Source organism: Actinopolyspora mzabensis, assembly GCF_900101095.1.
In the GTDB taxonomy this organism is placed as follows: domain Bacteria; phylum Actinomycetota; class Actinomycetes; order Mycobacteriales; family Pseudonocardiaceae; genus Actinopolyspora; species Actinopolyspora mzabensis.
In genome coordinates this window covers 264092-287134 of the sequence record NZ_FNFM01000003.1, presented here as the reverse complement: position 1 = coordinate 287134, position 23043 = coordinate 264092, and the positions used below count along the sequence as shown (strand labels likewise).

General features: G+C 65.3%; 15 protein-coding genes and 2 pseudogenes. 12 read left to right on the top strand and 5 right to left on the bottom strand.

Annotation, left to right across the window (positions count from 1 at the left end):
* Nucleotides 1-243 precede the first annotated feature (243 nt).
* Nucleotides 244-1452: a sensor histidine kinase gene (locus BLR41_RS06430; protein ID WP_176797851.1), complete on the top strand. Its 1209-nt coding sequence runs from the start codon at nucleotides 244-246 to the stop codon at nucleotides 1450-1452.
* Between the two features lie 182 nt (nucleotides 1453-1634).
* On the opposite strand, the gene BLR41_RS06425 is transcribed toward BLR41_RS06430, so the two are convergent.
* The 4 genes and pseudogenes from BLR41_RS06425 to BLR41_RS06410 all read right to left on the bottom strand — a co-directional run bounded on the left by BLR41_RS06425 (nucleotide 1635) and on the right by BLR41_RS06410 (nucleotide 5508).
* Complete coding sequence (locus tag BLR41_RS06425) at nucleotides 1635-2252, bottom strand: recombinase family protein (protein ID WP_218119985.1); 618 nt, start codon at nucleotides 2250-2252, stop codon at nucleotides 1635-1637.
* Between the two features lie 19 nt (nucleotides 2253-2271).
* Nucleotides 2272-3059: pseudogene (locus BLR41_RS06420) on the bottom strand (IS5 family transposase).
* A gap of 344 nt (nucleotides 3060-3403) precedes the next feature.
* Complete coding sequence (locus BLR41_RS06415) at nucleotides 3404-4690, bottom strand: MFS transporter (protein ID WP_092627053.1); 1287 nt, start codon at nucleotides 4688-4690, stop codon at nucleotides 3404-3406.
* Between the two features lie 158 nt (nucleotides 4691-4848).
* The gene (locus BLR41_RS06410) at nucleotides 4849-5508 is read right to left on the bottom strand and encodes an ArsR/SmtB family transcription factor (protein ID WP_092627052.1); all 660 of its coding nucleotides are present in this window, start codon (nucleotides 5506-5508) and stop codon (nucleotides 4849-4851) included.
* Nucleotides 5509-5585: 77 nt separating this feature from the next.
* Here BLR41_RS06410 and BLR41_RS06405 point away from each other — a divergent pair, with 77 nt between their 5' ends.
* Both BLR41_RS06405 and BLR41_RS06400 read left to right on the top strand, forming a co-directional pair.
* Nucleotides 5586-6947 (top strand): MBL fold metallo-hydrolase, encoded by a 1362-nt coding sequence (locus BLR41_RS06405; RefSeq protein ID WP_092627051.1) that lies wholly within the window; start codon nucleotides 5586-5588, stop codon nucleotides 6945-6947.
* Entirely contained in the window at nucleotides 6944-8212 is a 1269-nt protein-coding gene (locus tag BLR41_RS06400) for an MFS transporter (RefSeq protein WP_092627050.1), read from the top strand. The genes BLR41_RS06405 and BLR41_RS06400 overlap by 4 nt, the downstream gene beginning before the upstream one ends.
* Before the next feature lie 174 nt (nucleotides 8213-8386).
* Here BLR41_RS06400 and BLR41_RS23820 read toward each other — a convergent pair.
* Nucleotides 8387-11169 (bottom strand): annotated as a pseudogene (locus tag BLR41_RS23820) (Tn3 family transposase).
* Between the two features lie 717 nt (nucleotides 11170-11886).
* Here BLR41_RS23820 and BLR41_RS06390 point away from each other — a divergent pair.
* The 9 genes from BLR41_RS06390 (at nucleotide 11887) to BLR41_RS06350 (ending at nucleotide 22953) form a co-directional block, all read left to right on the top strand.
* Nucleotides 11887-12708, top strand: a complete 822-nt coding sequence (locus BLR41_RS06390; protein ID WP_218119957.1) for an AraC family transcriptional regulator — start codon at nucleotides 11887-11889, stop codon at nucleotides 12706-12708.
* A gap of 338 nt (nucleotides 12709-13046) precedes the next feature.
* The gene (locus BLR41_RS06385) at nucleotides 13047-14027 is read left to right on the top strand and encodes a DUF1702 family protein (protein WP_092627049.1); all 981 of its coding nucleotides are present in this window, start codon (nucleotides 13047-13049) and stop codon (nucleotides 14025-14027) included.
* A complete protein-coding gene (locus BLR41_RS06380) occupies nucleotides 14024-15982 on the top strand; it encodes a CRTAC1 family protein (RefSeq protein WP_092627048.1) in 1959 nt (652 codons plus the stop codon). Before BLR41_RS06385 ends, BLR41_RS06380 begins: the two co-directional genes overlap by 4 nt.
* 6 nt (nucleotides 15983-15988) lie before the next feature.
* Nucleotides 15989-16975: an RnfABCDGE type electron transport complex subunit D gene (locus BLR41_RS06375; RefSeq protein WP_092627047.1), complete on the top strand. Its 987-nt coding sequence runs from the start codon at nucleotides 15989-15991 to the stop codon at nucleotides 16973-16975.
* Complete coding sequence (locus tag BLR41_RS06370) at nucleotides 16972-18351, top strand: cytochrome P450 (RefSeq protein ID WP_092627046.1); 1380 nt, start codon at nucleotides 16972-16974, stop codon at nucleotides 18349-18351. Before BLR41_RS06375 ends, BLR41_RS06370 begins: the two co-directional genes overlap by 4 nt.
* A gap of 50 nt (nucleotides 18352-18401) precedes the next feature.
* A complete protein-coding gene (locus BLR41_RS06365) occupies nucleotides 18402-18965 on the top strand; it encodes a DUF5987 family protein (RefSeq protein ID WP_092627045.1) in 564 nt (187 codons plus the stop codon).
* On the top strand, nucleotides 18962-20587 hold the full coding sequence (locus BLR41_RS06360) for an FAD-dependent oxidoreductase (protein ID WP_092627044.1): 1626 nt from the start codon (nucleotides 18962-18964) through the stop codon (nucleotides 20585-20587). Before BLR41_RS06365 ends, BLR41_RS06360 begins: the two co-directional genes overlap by 4 nt.
* Before the next feature lie 69 nt (nucleotides 20588-20656).
* Nucleotides 20657-21601, top strand: a complete 945-nt coding sequence (locus tag BLR41_RS06355; protein ID WP_092627043.1) for a carboxymuconolactone decarboxylase family protein — start codon at nucleotides 20657-20659, stop codon at nucleotides 21599-21601.
* 218 nt (nucleotides 21602-21819) lie between these two features.
* On the top strand, nucleotides 21820-22953 hold the full coding sequence (locus BLR41_RS06350) for an acyl-CoA dehydrogenase family protein (protein ID WP_092627042.1): 1134 nt from the start codon (nucleotides 21820-21822) through the stop codon (nucleotides 22951-22953).
* The last annotated feature ends 90 nt before the right edge of the window (nucleotides 22954-23043 follow it).

The window sequence follows — 23043 nt, the reverse complement described above, 5'->3', positions numbered from 1 at the left end:
ATGTTTCCCTCGGCTCGAGAGGACTATTCGGCAGGTATCGGCGCGACACGTATGAAGCTGCCTGTTTCTTGCAAGCAAGATCCACTGGCAATTTTTCCTCCGAAGGGTTACCGGTTGGTACAATTACAATTTTGTAACTTTACTATATTGATATAGATTCAGCTTTTTTGCGGAAGCCGTGTTGTCGTTGGCCGGGTAATTTCGTTCTCGACCGTTAAGGGGGCGGCTATGAGGAGGACGTGGATGTACGGCTCACCGACGGCGGAGGGGGATCCCTTCCCGAGCAACGTGTCGTCATCGGGTTCGTGGTCCTCGGCTCACCCGGCCGCTGCCATCGGCCACCTCCATCCTGACGCCGCCTCCAGACTGTCGAGCGGAACGGTCACCGTCGTCATCGGCACGTTGTGCCTGGTGTCGTTCCTCGACGTACTGACTACCAGCGCGGTCACGACTGACCTGCTACTCGCACCCGTTTACCTTGCGGCGATACTCGCTCTCCAGTTCGGATACTTCCTCCGAGCGCGTACCCGGTACCGGCCGGCAGCGTGCTATCCGGCGTTGATCGCACTCGCGGCGCTGGTGTACGCACCGCTGTTCCAGTACGGCCAGTCCTGGGTCGGGTTGGCCGGCCTGTTCGGGAGCAGCGTCCTGCTGTCGTTGCGAGCTGCTGTCTCGGTTCCGCTGTTGGCGACGATCACGCTCGGCGCGGGCTGGCTCGTTCCAATCGGGAACGTTGCGGTGCTCGACAGGACGTTCCAGATGATCACGACCGCCCTGACCGGGTTGATGATCTACGGTCTGGTTCGGCTCTCCGGTTATGTCCGAACGCTCCACTCGAAGTACGACGAGCACTTGCGTATCGCTCTGGCTGGGGAAAGGCAGCGTTTCGCCCGCGACGTACACGACCTGCTTGGCCTGAGCCTGTCGGCCATAACGCTCAAAGTCGAACTCACCAGCAAGCTGATGGCCGAGCATCCGGAGCGGGCGAATGACGAGCTCATCGAGATCCTCGACATCTCCCGCAAATCCCTGGCCGACACCCGGTCACTGGCCAACACCTACCGGCAACTTCGCTTGGACGACGAATGCTGCGCGGCGCGTGCCGCGCTCACTGCCGCTGATGTGGAAGTACACATCGACAGCGACGGATCCGAGTTTCCGAAACCGGTCAGCACCGTGCTCGCCACTGTGATCCGGGAGGGCGTGACCAACGTCCTCCGCCACAGCAAGACGAAGTTTTGCGAGATCACCATAAGAAAAGACGGTGACACGGCAAGAATGGACATCGTAAACGATGGAGTAACACGCGGGAGCCGTTCCGCCGACGAGGGAACCGGGCGTGGCATCCACAATCTTGAACAGCGAGTGTCGTCCTTGGGGGGAAGCCTGCTGGCAGCGGAGGAACCGCGCGACAGGTACCGCTTGTGCGTGATGATCCCGTTGCGGGAGTGAAGTCGCCATGGTCTACGTGATCCCCTCCTGGTCCCGGAAATGACTGGAATGCTCCACACGTGTCTGCGACGACCGACGGACCCGACCGCACACCGGTACTGATCCGTATCGGCGGCCTCCCGTGACGGACAGGACCACCGTTGCTCGGGGCGTTCCGGTAGCAGGCGCGCAGAAAACAACGCTTAGCTCGTCAGGGATGCTTGCGGACCAGATCCGGATTCGACCGAGCGGCTGGGGCTGAGTTCGGGGACGTATTTGTAGATCGTGGAGCGGGACACGCCGAGTAGGCGGGCGATGGAGGCCACGGTGGTGTCGGGTTCGGCGAGCAGGGCGCGGGCGTGGCGGACCTGTTCGCCGGTCATGGCCGGTGGTCGGCCGGGTCGGACGCCGCCTGCGCGGGCTGCGGCGAGGCCTTCGCGGGTGCCGTCGGCGATGAGCTCACGGATGAATTCGGCCAGGGCGGCGAAGACGTGGAACATGAGCCTGCCACCGGGGGTGGTGGTGTCGAGGTTCTCGTGCAGTGAGGTGAACCCGATGCCGCGCTTACGCAGGTCGGAGACGATCGCAAGCAGGTCCTGCAGGCTGCGGCCCAGCCGGGAGAGTTCGAGCACGACGGGGGTGTCGCCGTCGCGGAGGTAGTCCAGGCAGGCGGCCAGCTCGGGCCGTTCGGCGTTTTTGCCGGACAGCTTCTCCTCGAAGACGCGGATGCATCCGGCGTCGGTGAGGGCATCGACCTGGCGGCGCAGGCTCTGCTCGGCGGTGGACACGCGGGCGTAGCCGACGCGCGCACCGCACCCGATCTAGAGCGTGACTGGTGGATCAGGTGCGGAGCCAGAGGAGGATGCTGGCTAGGGTCAGGGTGGCGTGGAAGTAGTGGGCTTTCTTGTGGAAGCGGGTGGCGATGCCGCGCCATTGCTTGAGGCGGTTGATGCTGCGTTCGACGATGTTGCGCTGCCGGTAGACAGTGGGCTCGAAGGCGGGTGGGCGGCCTCCCACCGAGCCTCGCCTGCGGCGGTGTCCGGCCTGGTCGGCTGGTTCCGGGATGGTGGCGGCGATGCCGCGACGCCGTAGGTGGGCCCGGATTGCTCGTGAGGAGTAGGCCTTGTCGGCAATGATGCGCACCGGTCTGGTGCGCGGGTGCCCACGCCCCGGGCGGGGAACTCGGATGGCCGCCAACAACGGCAGACACTGCGGAGCATCACCGGCTTGTCCCGGCGTGATCAGCAGACTCAGCGGACGGCCTCGTCCGTCGACAGCGAGGTGAATCTTGGTGCTCAGCCCTCCTCGGGACCGGCCCAGTGCTTGCGGGTGCCCCCTTTTGCTCCGGCGGCGTGCTGGTGGGCGCGCACCACGGTGGAATCCACACTGACCGTCCAGTCCACCTCACTGGCGGCATCAGCGGCCCGCTGCAGCTCGGTCAGGATCCGATCCCAGGTGCCGTCCTCGGCCCACCGGTAGAAACGAGACTGCACCGTCTGCCACGGACCGAACCGCTCCGGCAGGTCCCGCCACGGGCAGCTGGTGCGGTCTTTGAAGATCATGCCCTCGACCACCTGCCGATGCTCCCGCCACCGACCACCCCGCTGCGGCGTGACCTGCGGCAACATCGGCTCCAACCGCTCCCACTCCCGATCGGACAACTCGCCATACGACACACCTGACCAACGACCACAAGATCCACCAGTCACGCCCTAGCCGAGGGGGTCGCCGTCGAGGGCGAGGTCGTCCGGGGCGTCGTTGGTCATCCGGTGCGCCTTTCGTGATCACGGGTGTCGTGACCGTACGACAAACGGTCCTGGTCTGGTTGTTGGACACTCGGTCCTTGCAACACGTTTTTCCGACACTTGCGGGACGGTTCGTGCGGTGTGGACTGCTGGCGTGGTGATCGTGTTGAGAAACGATCGTTTTTCAACGTGTGTCAGACCGGGTTCCTGGTGACCAGGTTGGTCGCTCAACGGTCAGCTGGTGTGGGCGCCGGTTGGTCGTGTGGGCGCAGCGTGCTGCCGGGGCGTGTGGCGATCACGAGGACGGGTAGCAGGGCCACGGCGATGATGCCTCCGGCCAGAGAGAGCAGGGTGTAGCTTCCGGTGGCCACGATCATGCCGGAGGCGAGCCCACCGCTGGCTCCGGCGACGGCGATGGTGACGTCGACCAGTCCTTGGGTTTTGGCGCGGGTGGCCAGCGATGTGTTGTCGGTGATGATCGCGGTGCCGCTGACCAGTCCGAGGCTCCATCCCAGGCCCAGCAGTCCGAGCGCGATCGCCAGCAGCGCGACCGACTGTGGTGGGGCGAAGGCGGCCACCAGTCCCGCCGCCAGCAGGGTGAGTCCGGAGGCAGCCGCGATGGGCATTCGGCCGTAGCGGTCGACGAGGAATCCGCTCAGTGGGGACGGCAGGTACATCGAGGCGATGTGCACGGCGATGACGATTCCGGCCGCGCCGACGGAGTGTCCGTGGTGCTGCATGTGGATCGGGGTCATCGTCATGATCGCGACCATGACGAGTTGGGCGAGGACCATCACCGCGGCCCCGAGCAGCACGAGGCGCCTGTTGTCGGCCGAGGAGCTCGGGGTTGCGGGGCTGCGCCGGGGTCGGGGTGTGTCCGGCTCGGCCAGGGTGCGGGCGGTGAGCAGCGGATCGGGGCGCAGCAGCGTCCACAGCACGACCGCGGCGGCGCCGTAGGCGACGGCGGCCAGCAGGAAGGGCCCGGCCAGCGGTGGGATGTTCCAGGACCGGGCCAGCGTGCCCAGCGGGGTGACCAGGTTGGGGCCGACCACGGCGCCGAGGGTGGTGGCCACGAGCACGGTGCTCAGAGCGCGAGCACGGTGCGCGGGTGTGGCCAGGTCGGCGCCGGAGTAGCGGGCTTGCAGGTTGGTGGCGGTGCCGGCTCCGTAGATGGCGAGGGCGGTGAACAGCAGTGTGACGTTGTCGACGGTGGCGGCGACCACGACACCGAGCGCTCCCAACGCCCCGGCGGCGTAGCCGGCCGCGAGGCCCGTGCGGCGTCCACGGCGTTGGGAGGTGCGTCCGATCAGGGCGGCCGCGACGGCTGAGCCGGCGGTGAACAGGGCGCTGGGCAGGCCGGACAGGCCCGTGGTGTCGAGCATGTCCTCGGCCAGCAGGGCGCCGACGGTGATGCCGGCGGCCAGCCCGGCACCGCTGAGGATCTGAGCGGCAACGAGGACGGTGAGGATGCGTCGTTGCGCAGGGTGCAGTGCGGCCGCGGTCGCGGGGGTCATCCTGGTCCCTTCAGGGCAAGTGATGGATCAGGCAGCGGTGATGGGCAGGCCGTCGCGGCAATTCCGCGTCGAGTCGACCGAAGTTTGTGCTCGGCGGCGTTGCCGTTGGCAGGCGGTCGTCAGCGGGCGCGCTGCGGCTGCGGGTCGGGTGGTGCTTGTCAGGTGGTGGTCACGGGCAGGTCGGCGAGCCGCCATTCGAGCATCCCGTCGTCCAGGCGGTGGGCGGTGCGCCCGTGGGCGGTCAGCAAGCGCACCGCGTCGTGGGCGAGCACGCAGTAGCGGCCGCGGCAGTAGGCGACGACGTTCTGGTCGGCTGGGATGGTTTCGAGCTTGCCGGCCAGTTCCTCCAGCGGGATCGAGACCGCGCCGGGGATGTGTCCGGCCTCGTATTCCTCGCGCGGGCGCACGTCGAGCACGACCACGTCATCGTCTTGGGCGCGTTGGAGCAGTTCGTCGCGGCTGACGTGCTCGGCATCGTCCGGGCCGAGGTAGGCGGTGCTGGCCGTGGCTACGTCGGGCAGGTGGGCGCTGGCCACGCTGCGCACCAGCGCGTATAGCGCGGCGACGTCGGTACCGGCCAGTCGATAGTAGATCTTGGTGCCCTCCCGGCGAGTGGTAACCAGGTTCGCTTGTTTGAGGGTCTGCAAGTGCGCCGAGGCGGTGGTGGTGCCCAGCTGGGCCGTGCGGGCCAGCGACTCCACGGTGCGCTCGCCTTGGGCGAGCAGATCGAGCAGTTCGAGCCTCTTGCCACTGCCCAGTGCCTTGCCGACTCGGGCGAACTGGTCGAACAGCGCTGCCTTGGCATGATGATCAGCCATCGTTCCTCCAATATTCCGTGGAATAGTGTATAACGGATCCTGCGTACGGAAAAGCGACCCCGAAGGGAGGTGCTGCGATGAGCACGGTGGATCTGGTTCCGCTGGTCGATGAGGGTCTGGGCAACTCGGCCTACCTGGTCGATCTGGGTGACGGACGCGCGTTGGTCGTGGATGTCAGCCTGGATCTACGAGGCGCGTGGCAGGCCGCCCGGCGACGGGGCCTGACGCTGGCGTTTGCTGCGGATACGCACCTGCACGCCGACTTCGTCTCCGGCATGCGCCAGCTGGCGGCCACCGAAGGCACCCAGGTACTCGCCTCTGCGGCCGGGCACCGGGAGTTCGCCCACACCGGATTGCACGACGGTGACGAGATCGACCTCGGCGGGCTGCGACTGCGGGCGCTGGCCACACCCGGGCACACGCACGAGCATCTGGCGTTCCTGCTGCTCGACGGCGACCGAGCGCAGGGCGTGTTCACCGGTGGATCGCTGATCGTCGGTGCGGCGGCGCGCACCGACTTGGTCTCGCCGGACGAGACCGAGCCGCTGGCGCGGCAGCAGTATGCCTCGCTGCAACGCCTGACAGCTCTGCCTGACGAGGTCGCGGTCTGGCCCACCCACGGCGCCGGATCGTTCTGCTCGGCCCCGCCCGGTGCGCAGCGCACCAGCACCATCGGCGCGGAAAAGGCCGGCAACCCGCTGCTGCAGGCCCAGGACGAGGACGCCTTCGTGACGGCCCTGCTGGATTCGCTGGGCAGTTTCCCGCCGTACTTCCTGCGGTTGGCCGAGTACAACCGGCGTGGGCCTGTTGTGCTCGACGCCGACCCTGCCCTGCCGGCGCTGGACGGGGCACGGGTGCGGTCGCTGCAAGCCGAGGGCGCGCAGGTGGTCGACGTGCGCCCGGTGTGCCAGTTCGCCACCGGTCACATCCCCGGGGCGCTGTCCATTCCGCTGCGGCCGGCATTCGCCTCCTGGCTGGGGTGGCTGACCTCGCCCGAACACCCCCTGGTGATCGTCCGCTCGGAGGAGCAGGACCCGACCGAGATCGCCTGGCAAGCCGCCAAGATCGGCCGCATCGACCTCGCTGGCGAACTGGACGGCGGCATGCCCGCCTGGACCTCCGACGGACAGCCCACCAGCAGTACCCGCCTGCTCGGCGCCGACGAGATCACCCACCAGCGTGTCCTGGACGTACGCCAGGACGCCGAGTACGCCGAGGGGCACGTCGCCGGGGCCACCCATGTCGAACTCGGCACCCTGGCCGACCGTGCCGACGCACTGCCGCACGCCCCGACGGTGGTGATGTGCGGGCACGGCGAGCGTGCGATGGGCGCGGCCAGCCTGCTCGAACAGGCCGGCCACCGCGACCTCGCCGTCCTCGAAGGCGGCCCGCAGGACTGGGCCACGAGCACTGGACGTTCCCTGGAGGAGGGGGAATGAGCACCACCGGCCTGCGGTTGGGTCTGCGCGCCAACCTGGCCCAGTTCAGCCTGCTCGTCGTTGTCAACGCCCTGGTCGGCGGCATGGTCGGCCAGGAGCAGACCGTGCTGCCGCTGCTGGCCGAGCAGGAGTTTCACCTGACCGGCTACACTTTCCTGCTGAGCTACGTGCTCGTGTTCGGGCTCAGCAAGGCCGCCACCAACTACTTCGCCGGTACCTGGTCGGATCGCTTCGGCCGCAAACCCGTGCTGATCGCCGGCTGGCTGATCGCCATCCCCGTGCCGGCGATGCTGATCTTCGCACCCCACTGGGGCTGGATCGTGGCGGCCAACCTCCTGCTCGGCATCAACCAGGGGCTGACCTGGTCCACCACCGTGATCATGAAGGTCGACCTCGTCGGGCCCCGCCAACGTGGCTTGGCGATGGGCTTCAACGAAGCCGCCGGATACGGCGCGGTCGCGGTCACCTCGGCGCTGGCCGGCTATCTCGCCGAGCACTTCGGGCTGCGTCCCATACCGTTCCTGCTCGGCGCGGCCTACGTCGTGCTCGGCCTCGCCCTGTCGACGGTGGCAGTCCGCGAAACCCGCGAGCACGCCCGCCTCGAAGCCGCCCACCCAACCGTCAGTTCCGACAACGGCCACACCGAGCTGACCAACCGGCACGTCTTCACCCGCACCACCCTCACCGAACCGGCCTTGTCCTCGGCCAGCCAGGCCGGCCTGGTCAACAACCTCAACTTCGGCCTGTCCTGGGGCCTGTTCCCCCTGCTGTTCGCCAGCGCCGGACTGCCCGTCGCCCAGGTCGGCCTGCTGGTCGCGCTCTACCCCGCGGTCTGGGGAGCGGGCCAACTCGCCACCGGAGCGCTGTCCGACCGGTGGGGCCGCAAACACCTCATCACCACCGGCATGCTCACCCAGGCCGCGGCCCTGGCACTCATCGCCGTCGCCGACAGCTTCCCCACATGGGCGCTGGCCACCGTGCTGCTCGGTGCCGGAACAGCAATGGTCTACCCCACGCTGCTGGCCGCCATCGGCGACGTCGCCCACCCCAACTGGCGCGCCCGCGCCGTCGGCGTCTACCGCCTCTGGCGCGACAGCGGCTACGCCGCCGGCGCCGTCCTCGGCGGCATCGTCGCCGACCTCACCGACCTGCGCGCCGCCGTCTGGGCCGCCGCCGCCCTCAGCCTCGCCTCCACCTGCAGCCTCGCCCTGCGCATGTACGAAACCCACCCCCACTCCCAACGCACCACCGAGAGCACAACCTGACAGAGCCCCGAGCATCGGCCGCCCAACGGCTGTCGAGTGTTCAACGTTGCCTACCGTCTCGAATCCTCAAGCCCCTCTGTGCCGAACCGGATTCGCCCACGGCATGCCGCCCGCCCATCGACGCCGGACCGCCGGATCACGGGCCTGTTCCCACATCACCCAGACCGTGCCGCGTTAGCCCTCTGCCTCGAGCGTGCGCAACGGTCGGTAGCCGGTGCGGGCGTACTCGGCTTCGACTGGGAATTCGTAGGTGCCGTAGGGGTTGACGTGTTCCAGCAGCGCCGGGGAGATGTCGGCAAGTAGGTCGCGGTCAATGCGTCCGCGCCGCTGGGACAGGCGCTCGAGCGCGAGCTCGAGGTAGGCGGTGTTCCAGGTGATGATCGCGTTGGTCACCAGCGACAGGCACAGGGCTTGTTCGGTCTGCTGCTCCTGGCGCCGGCGCCGGACGGTGCCTTCGTGGGCGAAGAACAGGTCCCGGCGCAGCGAGTGCAGGCTCTCGCCCTTGTTGAGCTGGCGGGTGATCCGCCGTCGGTAGGCCTCACCGGCCAGGTACCGCAGCGCGTAGATCGTGCGCTGCAGCTTGCCGTACTTGACCAGCGCTTGAGCCAGCGCCGAGCGTCGCGAGGAGGCATGCAACTTGGACACCACCAGCGAGGCGGCCAGCCGCAGCATCTCGTCCCACTGGCTGCGGAGCAGCGCGGTATCGATGGTGCCGGTCAACAAGGTGCCCGCGTGCGGGAACCCGCCCACGACCTGCTTGCGCATGCCGAGGCGGTGCAACGTGATCTCACCGAGGTCACGGATGCGTGGGGACAGGGTGAAGCCGGTTAAGGCGAACAGCGCGAACACTGTCAGGGTCTGGCCTGCGGTGTCGGTGGCGTGCTCGGTGATCGGCAGGTCGGTGGCATTGCCCAGGATCTCGTCGAGCACGTAGACGGCTTCGCGGTCGGTGACCGGGATGACCTTGGTGCCGTAGGTGGTGTGCTGGTCGGAGACGTGGGCGTAGGTGGCCACGCCCTCGTTGACGAAGTAGCGGCTCATCGCCCGCGCGGTCAGCGACTTGCCCCGCATCGGGAATCGCTGCCCATCGGAGGACGACATCGTGCCGCCACCCCAGACTGAGGCCAGCGGCAGGCCGTGGTGGTGATTGACGATCGCCGCGTTGGCTTCCCGCAGGGTCTCCTCCGAGATCCCGGAGGCATCGGCCATCGCGCCCACGCCGAAGTTGCAGGCCTGCGCCAGGATCGCGGCATACAGGTTGCGGCGCAGCTGCGGCTCACGATGGGTCTTGCCGCCGGCGTGGGTGAGCTGCTCCGACCAGTCCGCCCACCGGTCGACCTCGATGAGCAGCTCGGTCAGTGCGGCCGGGGCAACAGCGCGAGCAGCTGGCCGCGCAGCCGCTCGACCTCGTGCGGCACGCCGACCAAGGCGCAGTACTCGCCCCGCAACGCCTCCCACCGGCACGCGGGCAGCAGGAACGTGGTCGGGTCGGCGAACCGCCGCGAGCCCGGCACCCACACATCCCCGGACCGCAGCGCATCCCGCAAGCCCAACAGGGTGGCAAGTTCCCAATAGTGCCGGTACGCGGCCGTGTTGCCGCTGGTGGCGACCTGATCGAGGTAGCCACGCCACCGACTCGGCACGAACTCGGTCGGCGCCCCCTCGGGCACCTTCCGGCCACCGCGCGCATACAACTCGGCCAACACCTCGACCGCTTCGAGCAGCAGCCGAGCATCCACGGCGACCTCGAAGGACACAGCACGGATGACGTGCGGGACGATCTCGCGCAGGTAGGTGAAACTCGACTCCACCATCGCCAGATGCCCGTGATCGCGCGGCAGCCGGTCGGCGGGGTCACGCCGGGCGATGCGCAGCCGTTCCAGCCCGATCACGCGCCGCAACCGGGGCCCGAACTCGGCATCAGGCACGTCCACCTCGGTGGCCACCGCGAGGATTTCCTCCAGCAGATTCAGCCGTTCCTCGGACTCTCGGGCCCGCTGGGCCAGCAGATCGTCCAGCTTGCGCTTCGCGCGGTTCTCCACACCGGACAAGGCCTGGTCGAACATGCCGATGACCTCGTCGAGCACCTCGACGGCGCACTCGGCGACCGTGGCCAGCAGCACCGGATGCCGCTTGTCGCCGTCCCGACGAGCCAGGGCCTGATTCGTGCTGCGGCGGCCGATCCTGGCCAGCCGGCGACGCCGGACCTCGGGCAGCATCGACAGGTCCAGGGTGCGCGCGTCCAACCCACGCAAAAACCGCAGCTTGTCCAACTCGGCCCGGATCGCCATCGGCGACGCGGTCGTCGTCCCGCGATGCAGCCACGCCAACCGCGAGATCCGCAGATCCCACCCGCGACCAGCAGCGCGTCGAGCTCCTCCCGTCGCTGCGCCCCCAGCAGCGGCTCCAGCAGCAGGAACGTCTCAGCCGTGGCACGCTCCCGTGCGGTGGCGACCGCGCGCATCAGCGGCACCACACCAGGCCGGATGATCCGAGTACCGGCGCAGTACTCGCACACCAAGCGGAAACAGCACACTCGGCGCGTCATGCTCCATCGCCCGCGCGGCCAGGAACTCCTCGAGGTCTTTCCACTCGACGTCCCCGGCCAACCGCCACCCCAGCCGCTCGGCCACCAGCCGCAGATGCTCGGTGCGGGTCTGCTCCCGCGCCCCATATCCGGCGAGCTCGGCCAAGCCAACACCGAGCTGCACAGCCAGCCGATTCACCGCCGCCCGCGGTGCGGCCGGCACCTCATCAGGCACGAAACCCAACCAGGGAAGCGTGCACAACTGCACCGCCAAACCCAGCCGATTGCCCTGCCCCCGAGCCGACCGCTTCAACCACGCCCGATCATCCGAGCCCAACGTGAAGTACCGGATCAGCTCATCCCGGCCCAACTCGGCAGGCCACGACCGCAGCCGCTCGATCTCCTCATCGGAGAAGAACCTCGTCGACATCCACCGCTCCGCCCGTAGTGATCAACGACGGAGCACATCCTCACCGCCACCGAACACCGCCCCGTCTGCGGCTCATTCGGCCGCCACCCACAGATCGTCAGCGATCTCGGCCCTGTGGCCAGTAGGAACAGGGCTAACCGTTGTTTTCTGCGCGCCTGCTACCGAAACGCCGTCCCCGCCGGACAGGTCATCGGTCCAGGGCTCGTCATTGGGACTGTTGGAGTCGCGCTACGGGCGGAGTTCGCCCGTAGGGTCGCTGGTGAATGCGCAGCGTCCTTGCGTGTCGATGTGGCACCGGCCCGGTGGCGAGAGGCGGACCGGGGGTCACAGCCGGTTCAGAGAGACATCGGAAGCATTCACCTCGGAAAGAGCGGAATCGCGAAACTCGTCCAGCCGCACCACCTGCTGTTTCGTACGGTCCCGGCTCGGGCTTCCCCTGTGGATTATCGACACCTCACCAGCTCCCTGCTCCGTTCTTGACCCTCCTTTGAGCGGGTAACCGCATATTCAGTCCTGTGAGGCCGATCCCACCACATTCGCGCAGCGGAACACTCAGCACGGTCGTGGGCACGTTCAAGCCGGCGCGAGCGGGGATGGGCCGGCACTCGTTGTCCCATCCGAATCGGCTCCTCCGGGGTAAGGGATCCGTCCCGCGGGAGCAAGCGTGGACATGCGCACCGCGGATTCCGCCGCTCGCAGTTCCAGGGAGTCAGAATCATGCATCCAGGCATCAAAAACGCGATCTCGCTGATCCGCACGCACTACGACGACCCCATCACGCTCGGTGATTTGGCTTCTGCGGCGTTCTTCAGTCCATTCCACTTCTCACGTGTTTTTTCCGGAGAAACAGGAGTTACTCCGGGTAGGTATCTGACTGCGGTACGTCTGTTCGAAGCCAAGCGAATGTTGTTGACGAGTTCGCTCACGGTTTCCGACATCGTGTGCAGCGTCGGATACAGCAGCGTCGGAACTTTTACCAGCAGGTTCACGAAAACAGTCGGCATGACGCCCACGGAGTACCGGCAACCCGAGGTGAACGATCTCATGATCGCCACAGCCACCGACTTTTTCCGATTACCCGCTCCGGGGGCGATGGGTGAGGAATCCCATGCGGAACACGTCCGTGACGGCTCGTACGGCGACTCCACGGTCGAAGGCACGATCGAGTTACCGTGTGACCTCGCTCCGGCTAATGTTTTCGTCGGCTTGTTCGACAGCACAATTCCACAGAGCGCTCCGCTGGCTTACGAATACATCACACATACCGGGACGACACGAATGGCGCTGAACGACGTGCCGTCCGGCCGATGGTCAGTGCTGGCGGTAGCCCAACACGTTGATCGCAGCAGCGGACGGGAACAGCTTCACATCAGTGGCCCCACCCCTGTTTCCTCCGTCCCCCACCGCACATCGCGGGTACGGTTGCGCTTGCGGCCGCTGACACCGACCGATCCGCCCATCGCCGTGTCACTGGCCGGACCTCGACCCAATCTCGGACGTGGAGGCAACTCCGAGCACCGGTCCCCGAAGGCAGCTTGACACGCACACGTCGCCGCCTCGCCGGAGGCCGGAACGTGAATCGACGGGCTCGTTGTACGAGAATCGTTCGAAGAGGAAATTGCCGCGTTCGCGGCGCGATATCGTGACACAGCGACCGGGAATCGAGGCTTCTGCTTCATGCGATGCCCGCAGCCATGGGCCTGGACTCACGCGCAGCGAAGCGGGCAGCCGAGCGAACACTTCGATCGGATAGCACGGCTGCCACCACTCGTCCAACGACACCGTCCGAAGGCAATACTGAAGTGGTTGTCGGCCTCGCGTGCGGTTCAGAATCTCGGGAAAAGCGTTGACGCCATTCGACAGACAGGGGACCCAGCGTGAGCACCGGCCTACGCCCCGCGTGGCGGCGCCTTCTCACCCCACACATATCGGCCACATATCTGAGTAAACGCGGATTCCACCGCAAAAACACGGCTTGCCAAGAGCTTCTCGAAAAGGTTGGTAGCAGCTTCCTGGACGGTTACGGAAAAGCGATCGAGTCGGTGTCCGATACCGAGCTGCGCGGCGGTCTGGATACCCACCCCGCTCTCTTCCGCGGGTTCGCGTACGAAGGCGCGGCGATGGGGTTGACGGTGCTGGACGGTCTTCCTACCACGCGCAATCACCAAGTCGCGCACTTTCTGAGTGGTATAGGACGTGAGCACGTCTACACGGCCTACGTGGGGATCGGATGGGCGATGGCCAGATTGCCCCGCTTGCTCGGGCCGTCGGTACGCGAGCTCGATCCGCTGCTCCGCTGGTTGGTGCTGGACGGCTACGGATTCCACCAGGCTTACTTCCGTACACGACGCTACGTGCACCGGCAGTATCGCCCCAAACGGCTGCCCTGGCCCGAGGACGGAAGTGGTTCGTACCCGGGAAGGGCGGTTGATCAAGGCATTGGAAGGGCGATGTGGTTCGTCGGCGGAGCCGACACGGATTTGGTTTCCGACCTGGTCTACCGGTTTCCGGAACACCGGAGACGAGATCTCTTCAGCGGAGTTGGGCTCGCCGCCACCTACGCAGGTGGAGCCGATGAGGTCGAGCTTCGTGGTCTCACGGAACGCGCGGCGCCGTACTTCGGCGCTCTCGCGCAGGGGGCCGCCTTCGCCGCGGAGGCACGGGTACACGGCGAATGCGTGGTGGCGGAGACAGAGCTGGCCACGGAAGCGCTGCTGGGAATGTCCCCAACAGAAGCCTCCTCGCTCACCAGGCGACTCAGGCCGCAGGGCGTGGAGGTCCACGAACCACTCGCTTACGAGAGCTGGCGACAGCGCATCGCCGATGCATTCAGCGTGCCAAGGAGTGTTGACAAGTGACCGCGACATTGCAGTGGCTGAGTAAACAACGCGCGGGAATCGTCGCCATAGTGTTGATGAGTTTATTGTTCGTCCTGGCCAGAGTTCCCAGCGTCACAGCGGACGATCGCGAAAAACTCGCGGATTCCTACGACTTCACACCCATGTCGATCGCACTTCCTGGAGGACTGCCCACGCAGGACATCCGTCGAGTCAACCAGGAATACGAGAACATCAACGCCTGGATCTCCTCGGTCGGGGCGGGTATCTCGATGAACGACCTGGACGGCGACGGACTCTCGAACGACCTGTGTGTAACCGACCCGAGAACCGACCAAGTTTCGGTGTCTCCCACTCCTGGTGAGAACGACACGCGCTACGAGCCCTTCAAGCTGGATCCCACCCCCCTACCCATGAATGACGCGATGGCACCGATGGGATGTGCTCCCGGGGACTTCAACGAGGACGGGAGGAGGGACCTGCTCGTCTACTACTGGGGGCGCACCCCGATCATCTATCTGGCTCGTGCCGACGGGCAGGATTTCGGAAAGGGAACCTATCGGCCCACCGAGCTGGTGCCGAACTCGTTCGAGGATACCTATCGAGGCCCGAAGTGGAACAGCAATGCCGTTGCTTTGGCGGACTTCGACGGGGACGGACACGAAGACATATACCTCGGAAACTACTTTCCGCACAGCCCCGTTCTCGATGAATCGAAGAATGGGGGCGTTGCGATGAACCTCTCGTTGTCGAACGCCACGAACGGTGGCAGGGACTACATTTTCCGGTGGAACGACTCAACGGACGATCCCGATCAAGCCGTGGACTACGAACGCGTCCGAGGTGTCCTGGACACCGATACTTCCAAGGGATGGGTGCTGGCCGCCGCGGCCAACGATCTTGATGGAGACCAGCTTCCAGAGCTCTACATCGCGCAGGACCACGGCCCCGACGCGCTGCTTCACAACCGCTCCGAGCCCGGTCACATCAACTTCGCGCCGGTCGAGGGGGCACGCTCCCCGATGGAACCCAAATCCAAACGGATCGGACACGATTCATTCAAGGGCATGGGGATAGATTTCGCCGACTTCAACGACGATGGTGTTTACGATTTCTTCGTCAGCAACATCACGACATCGTTCGGCATTCAGGAGAGCAATCTCCAGTTCGTTTCCCAGGAGCACAGCGAGCGGAGCCTTGGTGAGGAGCTCGCAGCGGGCAGGGCCCCGTGGAGGGATCGAAGCACCTCTCTCGGGACCGCATGGGGCGGATGGTGCTGGGACGTCAAGATGGGTGACTTCGACAACAGCGGATCGTCGGAGATCGTGCAGACCAACGGTTTCGTGCGGGGCGATACCAACCGTTGGCCACAGCTACAGGAACTGGCCACGGCGAATGACCAGCTCGTCTCCGATCCGACCTGGTGGCCACACGTGCGTTCGGAGGACGACATCGCGGGCAATCAACGGCTGAACTTCTTCTCGCGAACCGGAGGAGGACGGTACACGGATCTTTCCGAAGAGCTCGGCCTGGACGTCCCGGTGCCCACACGCGGCGTCGCCACGGGCGATGCGGACGGTGACGGGAAACTGGACTTCGCGGTGGCGAGACAGTGGGAAGCACCGATGTTCTATCACAATGACAGCCCTTCGACAGGATCGTTCCTCGGGCTGCGGCTGAACCGTCCCGCCGACTCCGCCTCCGGACAGGTGCTGGAACCGGGCTCCCCCGTCGTCGGCGCACAGGTGAAGGTGACCACCTCGGACGGACACGAGCACATCGCACGTGTCGACGGCGGCAGCGGTCATTCCGGAAAACGCAGCCACGAAATCCACATCGGGCTCGGCGAGGTCACAACCCCAGTACGTGTGGAGCTGAGCTGGCGGGATCGCTCCGGGCGAACACGGGAGGACGAACTCGAGCTCGAACCCGGCTGGCACGATCTGCTGCTCGGCAGTCGGGCCAGGAAGGAATGATGAGTCATGGCCACCGAATCCCAAAATTCCTCGCGAAAATCGTTGAAAGTAATCACGGCACTACGAAGGTTCGCCATATCGATCACGGTGTTCAACTTGCTCGGATACCTGTTTCTCGGTTTCGAGCAACCGTGGCTGTGGCCCTTCATAGCGATTCTGACAGCCTATGCGGTGGAAATCTTTCTCGAACTGCTGGCGGCAAGAGCCGTCAAACGCGCGCCCCAGTTTTCGGGGAATGGTGTGCGCGGAGTGGTTGAGTTTCTCTATCCGGCACATATCACCGGTCTGGCCGTGAACATGCTGATCTATGTCAACGACCAGGTCTGGGCGATGATGTTCGGAGTAACGGTGGCAGTCGGAGCAAAGTGGCTGCTTCGTGCCCCCGTGAACGGAAGAATGCGCCACTTCATGAATCCGTCCAATCTGGGGATCGCCACGATACTGATCCTCTTCCCCTGGGCGAGTATCGCTCCTCCTTACCACTTCACCGAAAGCACGGGAATTTGGCTGGACTGGTTCATCCCCCTGGTCATCCTCGTTTCCGGGACGATGCTCAACGCCAAACTGACCGGTAAGATGTGGCTTATCGTGGGGTGGGTAACGGTTTACGCGTTGCAGTCCGTCCTGCGTGGCGTCTTCTTGGACACCTCGATCGCCGGAGCCCTCGCCTCGATGACAGGGGTGGCCTTCATTCTGTTCACCAACTACATGGTCACCGATCCCGCCACCACCCCGTCGAAACCAGCTTCCCAGCTCGCCTTCGGCAGCGGAGTCGCCGTCTTCTACGGGCTCCTCACCGGCGCTTCCATCGCGTACGGACTGTTCTTCGCCACCGCAGGCGTGTGCCTTATCCGCGGGGTGTTCCTGTGGTCGGTGCACTTCGTCAACAAGAGCCGTGAGCGTTCCACCACGGGCCACAGCAGTGAGGCCGGCTCGGGACAAGTGATGACGCGGGTAGATGCCGTTCCGGTGAAACCCGGGAGGGCGGCATGACCGATCGGGCCCGACTCCCGTCCCCTCCGGGACCGCCGCTTCGTGCGGCACCGTCGCTGTTGCGAAAGCTCGCCACGGACCGCCTCGGCCTGGTCAGCTCGGCCGTGTCCGAATACGGTGATGCCGTTCGTATACGGATGGGACCGAAAACGCTCTATCTGTTCAACCATCCCGACCACGCCAAACACGTGCTGGCCGATAACAACGCCAACTACCGCAAGGGAATCGGTTACATCCAGGCGCGGCGTGCTTTGGGGAACGGCTTGCTCACCAGCGACGGCGAACTGTGGAAAGAGCAACGTCGCACCGTGCAACCACTGTTCGGGCACGCTCGAACCGCGGAGTATGCCGATGTGGTCTCCGACGAGGCGGACAAGCTGGCAACAAGGCTGAAATCGGCCCAGAACCACGGCTCGGTGGATGTGGTACGCGAGATGACCGCCTTCACCCTGCGGGTCCTCGGGCGCACGCTGCTCGATCTCGATTCGGGTTTGCCGGGTTCGATCGGACGGTCCTTCGAGACCGTACAGGACCAGGCCATGTTCGAGATGCAAACCATGGGCATGGTCCCGCAGTGGTTACCGCTGCCCACGGGGTCACGTTTCCTGAATGCGCGACGTGAGCTCGGTGAGACAGTTGACGACCTGGTCGCCTACCGGAGTACGAATCCGGACCCCCACGGCGATGACCTGCTGCTGAGGCTGCTCAGGTCCGCGGGTCCCGATCGCGACTCCCCCGCGAAGAAACAGCGGATCCGTGACGATCTGATCACTCTGCTGCTGGCCGGACACGAAACAACGGCGAGCATGTTGGGATGGACGTTTCACTTGTTGGACGGCCATCCCGAGGTCATGTCGAGGATTCGTTCCGAAGCAGAAACGGTGCTCGGAGATCGTCGACCGAAGCACGAAGACCTACACAGTCTTCCGTACACCATGATGGTCCTGCAGGAATCAATTCGACTTTTCCCGCCCGTTTGGATCCTGCCGCGCAGATCAAGGTATGCGGACGAAATCGGCGGTTACCATGTTCCTGCCGGCGCGGATGTTCTCATCTGCCCTTACACGCTGCACAGGAACCCGAAATTCTGGGACCGTCCAGATCGGTTCGATCCGGAGAGGTTCCGATCGGACCGCGCCGCCGAGCGCCCACGCTACGCTCATATTCCCTTCGGCGCGGGACCAAGATTCTGCGTAGGAAATCAACTCGGAATGATGGAAGCGGTCTTCGTTCTCGTCACGGTGGCCAAAAATATGCGTCTTTCCAAGTCGGGGCGACCGCCGGTTCCCGAACCCATGCTGTCACTCCGACTGGGTGGAGGCCTGCCGATGAAGGTCCACGGCACCGACGGCCCATTTCGTCCGAGCCGCATCTGAAGTTACCGGATGGCCTGAGTACTACTGTGACAAGAGGGGCACACTCGACAATGCCAGAAACAGCTGAGCGGAGACGGCGCAAAGAGACCCTGGAGGCCTTTGCGGACACCATTCTCCCCGGAGAGAAGCGTCATCCCGCAGATAGGGCGGTAGCGGGAGCGGCACCCGGTCCAGGCGCCGTGGCTGCCGGGGCAGTCGAGTTGTTGGAAACGCCTGCCACCGGAATAACGGAAGGCCTGGAAGCACTCGCCGACAAGCTCGACGAACACGCGGGCCGTCACACTGTCGAAAGTCCGGCGAACCCGAGGGGATCGGCTGCGAACTTCGTGGATCTGTCGTTCGGGCAGCGTACCGCCCTGGTGAGTGAACTGCTGTCGACAGGACACCCCGAGAAGGAGCTCTGGGTTCTGCTGGCCTTGTTCAGCAATATGGCGTTCGACAGCGCCGCGCACTTGCACACCGCGGAAGCGGTCAGAGCGGGACATCCCGGCCTCACGGCGATGGGTGTTTTCCCGCCGGACGAGGACGGACTCTGGCGGTTCCCGCGGCACACCTACGGCAGAAAACTGGCCAGTCCCCATCCCGATACCACAGCGACGGGGAGCCCGGCATGAGCAGTTTCGAAAGCACCGACATCGTAGTGATCGGTAGTGGGTTCGGCGGCGCCATCACGGCTTACCACCTTGCGGCAGGCGGTGCCGACGTGATTCTGCTGGAGCGTGGTCCCTGGCTGAACAGCTCCGATTTCGAACACGACTTCCTCCTCGGCTCGTCCTACACTCGAGTGTTCGACTTCGTCGTCGGGGACGGGATGAGCGTCCTCGCAGGGAACTGTGTCGGTGGAGGCAGCGTCGTCTACTTCGCGGCCATGCCTCGTGCCCCCCGGTTCACATTCGAGCGGCACGGCAGCATCGGCAGAAGGATGTGGCCCGCCTCCATCACTCGTGACACTCTCGATCCTTGGTACGACCGGGTCTCCCGGGCGCTGCCCGTAACTCCGCAGGACTGGCACGACACCAGTTACGCGGGTGGTCTGTGGGCCGCGGTATGCGATCACTCGGGACGAACGGCCAATCCGCTGCCCACAGCCATCGACAACGACGCGTGCACCAATTGCAACTGGATGATGGCCGGGTGCCGCTTCGACGCCAAACGCTCCTTGCTGCTCAATTACCTGCCGGCGGCTGTCTCTCACGGCACCGATATTCGTCCGCTGCACGAGGTACAACACCTATCCCGAACCCCCGACGGGGACTACCGGGTGCACTTCACGACGGTGGACGACACCGATTACCGGGTGCACACGGGTAGCGGAACCGTGGACGCGAAGATCGTCGTGGTCGCGGCGGGCGCCGGTGCTAGTCCCGTGATCCTGCAGCGCTCGCGGGAGCATCTCGGCACGATGCCCCCGGCCGTCGGACGTTACTTCTCGGGCAACGGGGAACGGCTCAACACAGCCGTGGTCGACGAGCGGCGTGTCGGTGAGGTGCTGGGACTGAGTCGTGCGCCAGGAACCTCGTACGCTGCCAACCAGATCGGCAAGGGCCCCACGGTTGCGAACTGGGACAACGTGGACGGTTCGCTGCCGGAGTATGCTCGTTACTCACTGGAACAGCTGTACTTCCCACCGGGCCTGGGAACGATCCTGGCGCAGGTGCCCGGTGAAACCGACCCTTCCTGGTTCGGCGCCGCGAAGAAGAAGTTGCTCGAACGTTGGCAGTCCTGGCTGACCATCTTCGAGATGATCGAGGACGACAACGAGGGAGTTTTCGGCCAACCACCACCGACCGGGAACGCCACCCGCATCTCGCAACAGATGCTGGGGCGGGGCAGTCTCGAATACACTCCTTCCGACAGCACCGTACGTGCTTGGGCCAGGGCCGACGCCGATGTGAAGCATCTCCTGGAACGCGACGGCTTGGCCGAGGTGGCCCCGTGGACCAACGACGTGGTCGGCGCCTACACCGTGCATCCGCTGGCTTCCTGCCGGATCGGTGACGATCCCGCCACGTCGGCGCTGGACGAGCACCACGAGCTTCGTAACCATCCCGGCATCTTCGTTACCGACGGCTCGGCCGTTCCCGGTGCTTTGACGGTAAATCCGGCCCTGACGATCGCGGCGCTGGCCGAACGCGCCGTTCCCGGCATCGTGCGCGCGGCCAGAGAACGGGGAATCGACGTCGACTACAAAGGGACTCTCCCCACAGTGGACGTCGGTTTCGGGAGACCGGAATGACTGTCGACAACTCCGAACCGGGAGAGGACCGGGGCCGGCGCAAACGCTACCGATGCCACGGAGAAAAACATGAACCCATTCCGAACCATGCTCCGATCAGCCGGCATGCGTACCAAGCACGTCTCACCGGTCCGACCGGAGTCCGCTTCCGGGGTCGTCGCCGAGGTGTATCGCCAGACCGAACGGGATTTCGGAATGCTGGCTCCACCGATCACGCTGCACTCGCCCTCCCCCGAACTGCTGGCCGCCGCGTGGTGCATGCTCAGGGAAACTCTGCTCGTGCCGGGATTCGCGGGAAGAGCGGCCAAGGAACGAATCGCAACTGCCGTCTCGGAGGCGAATTCATGCCCCTACTGTGTGGCGGTACACGGTTCCTTGGCAGACGCGTTGCCCGCATCGAGCCCTTCTCCCCACTCGGCACCCGTGGCGGAGGAGCGCCCGGAGGTCACCACGGAGCTAACCGCTGTCGCGACGACGTTCCACTACCTGAACAGAATGGTCAACGTCTTCCTGGACGATTCGCCACTGCCCCGTGGAGCACCACGAGCTGCAATCGGGATGCTCGGACGGGTTCTACGTTCGCGATCAGCCTCACCGCCGGGCGAGTCGCTGGCACTGCTGCCCCCTTCCGACCGAGCCGCCGAACTCCCGTCGGAGGGGTGTCACGAGCGAATCGCGGAGACCACTGCCAGAGCTCACGCGGTGATCGAACGAGCCGGTAAGAGCTCGGTCCCGATCGCTGTCCGGGACATGCTGCACACGGTGCTACCCAGGTACGACAGCGATTATCGAATGAATTTTTCCTGGTTGCAGGACTGCCTCACCGAACTTCGTCCCGGTGACCGTCCCGCGGGGCGACTCGCGTTGTTGACCGCGCTGGAATCTTATCGGGTCGACGAGCGAACGGTTCTGGACTACCGAGCAACCGGTGCCGATGACGCGGCCCTGATCGAGCTCACGGCCTGGGCAGCATACGTCGCCGCCCGTCACGGGAACACACCCACAGCAGGCTGACCACACGAGGATGCCGGGTGAGCGGCATCCTCGTCTCCCGCGGTCGTCGTAGCCCGACACGACATGCACCCCGCGATCGGCGTAATGCGGCCGACAACCCGCTGGACACCGCACAAGACCGGAAGCCCCGACGTGGGGGCGAACACATCGAGGAGAGCACAGTGAGTACAGCCACCACTTCAGTCAGCCGGACGGGCGAGACCGTGTTGGACCGAGTCATGGCGATCAGCGAGGTCCTGCGGGGGCACGCACGATGGCAGGAGGAGAACCGTCGGTTACACCCGGACTCGGTCGATGCCCTCGCCGATGCAGGTGTGTTCAGACTCCGTGTCCCGAAACACCACGGCGGATACGAGGCCACGACACGAACACTCCTCGACGTGGCCGCCGAACTGGGACGAGCGGACGGTTCGGTCGGATGGACCGCTTCGGTCTACTGGATCCCCACCTGGATGGTGGGACTGTTCCCGGACGAGGCCCAGGAGGAGGTGTTCGACACCCCGGACGTCCGAGTGTGCGGAACCCTGAGTCCCAGTGCCACGGCGCGACCGGAACCGGGTGGTGCCGTGGTCAACGGCCGGTGGAGTTTCATCAGTGGAGCCTGGCACAGCCATTGGCAGGTGGTTCTCGTGATGGCGCCGGCAGGCGGGGGTGAATCGCAGCCGATCATGGGACTCGTCCCCATGGACGAGTTGTCCGCGGTCGACGACTGGCACACATCGGGGCTACGCGGTTCCGGAAGTATCACCACCGTTGCCGACGAGGTGTTCATTCCCTCGCACCGCATCGTTGCCGTGGCCGATGTACTGCGACAACGCTACTCATCGGACCGTAACCGCGACCTGCTGATGTTCCGTGCTCCCATGCCCGCTGTGGCCAACGCGTCATCGGTGGGTGCCCCGGTTGGTCTGGCCAGGGCGGCTATGGAGAACTTCCGCGAGCGAATGCCCAATCGGGCGATCACCTATACCGACTACACCAGCCAATCGGAGGCCCCCGCGATCCACCATCGGATAGCCGAGTCGATGTCGAAGATGGACCAAGCGGAATTCCACGCGAAGCGGCTGGTGGACTCACTCGATCAAAAAGCCGCGGTGAACGAGTCATGGTCAGTCGAGGAACGGGCGCGTGCCAGGATGGACGTCGGCGCGGTGGGAGCGCTGGCCGCAGAGGGAACCTCGATCCTGAACGGTGTAAGTGGTGGCTCGTCGATCTATCTCGACGTCCCGATCCAGCGGACGGCTCGGGATCTCCACGCGCTCAACCAACACCCCCTGATCAACGCTGTCATGGGCAACGAGCTGTACGGACGTGTTTTGTGCGGGCTGGAACCCAACACCAGCTACATCTGATGCGTGGCTGGGGGCGGCCTGGACGATCCACTCGATCCGTGCCGCCCCACTGTCCGGTCGAATCTCGTCACTCGCGGTTCGCCGGGCGCA

Coding starts and splice junctions, on each gene's coding strand:
- BLR41_RS06430 (WP_176797851.1), top strand. CDS start 244: ATGTACGGCTCACCGACGGCGGAGGGGGATCCCTTCCCGAGCAACGTG.
- BLR41_RS06415 (WP_092627053.1), bottom strand. CDS start 4,690: ATGACCCCCGCGACCGCGGCCGCACTGCACCCTGCGCAACGACGCATC.
- BLR41_RS06410 (WP_092627052.1), bottom strand. CDS start 5,508: ATGGCTGATCATCATGCCAAGGCAGCGCTGTTCGACCAGTTCGCCCGA.
- BLR41_RS06405 (WP_092627051.1), top strand. CDS start 5,586: ATGAGCACGGTGGATCTGGTTCCGCTGGTCGATGAGGGTCTGGGCAAC.
- BLR41_RS06400 (WP_092627050.1), top strand. CDS start 6,944: ATGAGCACCACCGGCCTGCGGTTGGGTCTGCGCGCCAACCTGGCCCAG.
- BLR41_RS06390 (WP_218119957.1), top strand. CDS start 11,887: ATGCATCCAGGCATCAAAAACGCGATCTCGCTGATCCGCACGCACTAC.
- BLR41_RS06375 (WP_092627047.1), top strand. CDS start 15,989: ATGGCCACCGAATCCCAAAATTCCTCGCGAAAATCGTTGAAAGTAATC.
- BLR41_RS06370 (WP_092627046.1), top strand. CDS start 16,972: ATGACCGATCGGGCCCGACTCCCGTCCCCTCCGGGACCGCCGCTTCGT.
- BLR41_RS06365 (WP_092627045.1), top strand. CDS start 18,402: ATGCCAGAAACAGCTGAGCGGAGACGGCGCAAAGAGACCCTGGAGGCC.
- BLR41_RS06360 (WP_092627044.1), top strand. CDS start 18,962: ATGAGCAGTTTCGAAAGCACCGACATCGTAGTGATCGGTAGTGGGTTC.
- BLR41_RS06355 (WP_092627043.1), top strand. CDS start 20,657: ATGAACCCATTCCGAACCATGCTCCGATCAGCCGGCATGCGTACCAAG.
- BLR41_RS06350 (WP_092627042.1), top strand. CDS start 21,820: ATGGCGATCAGCGAGGTCCTGCGGGGGCACGCACGATGGCAGGAGGAG.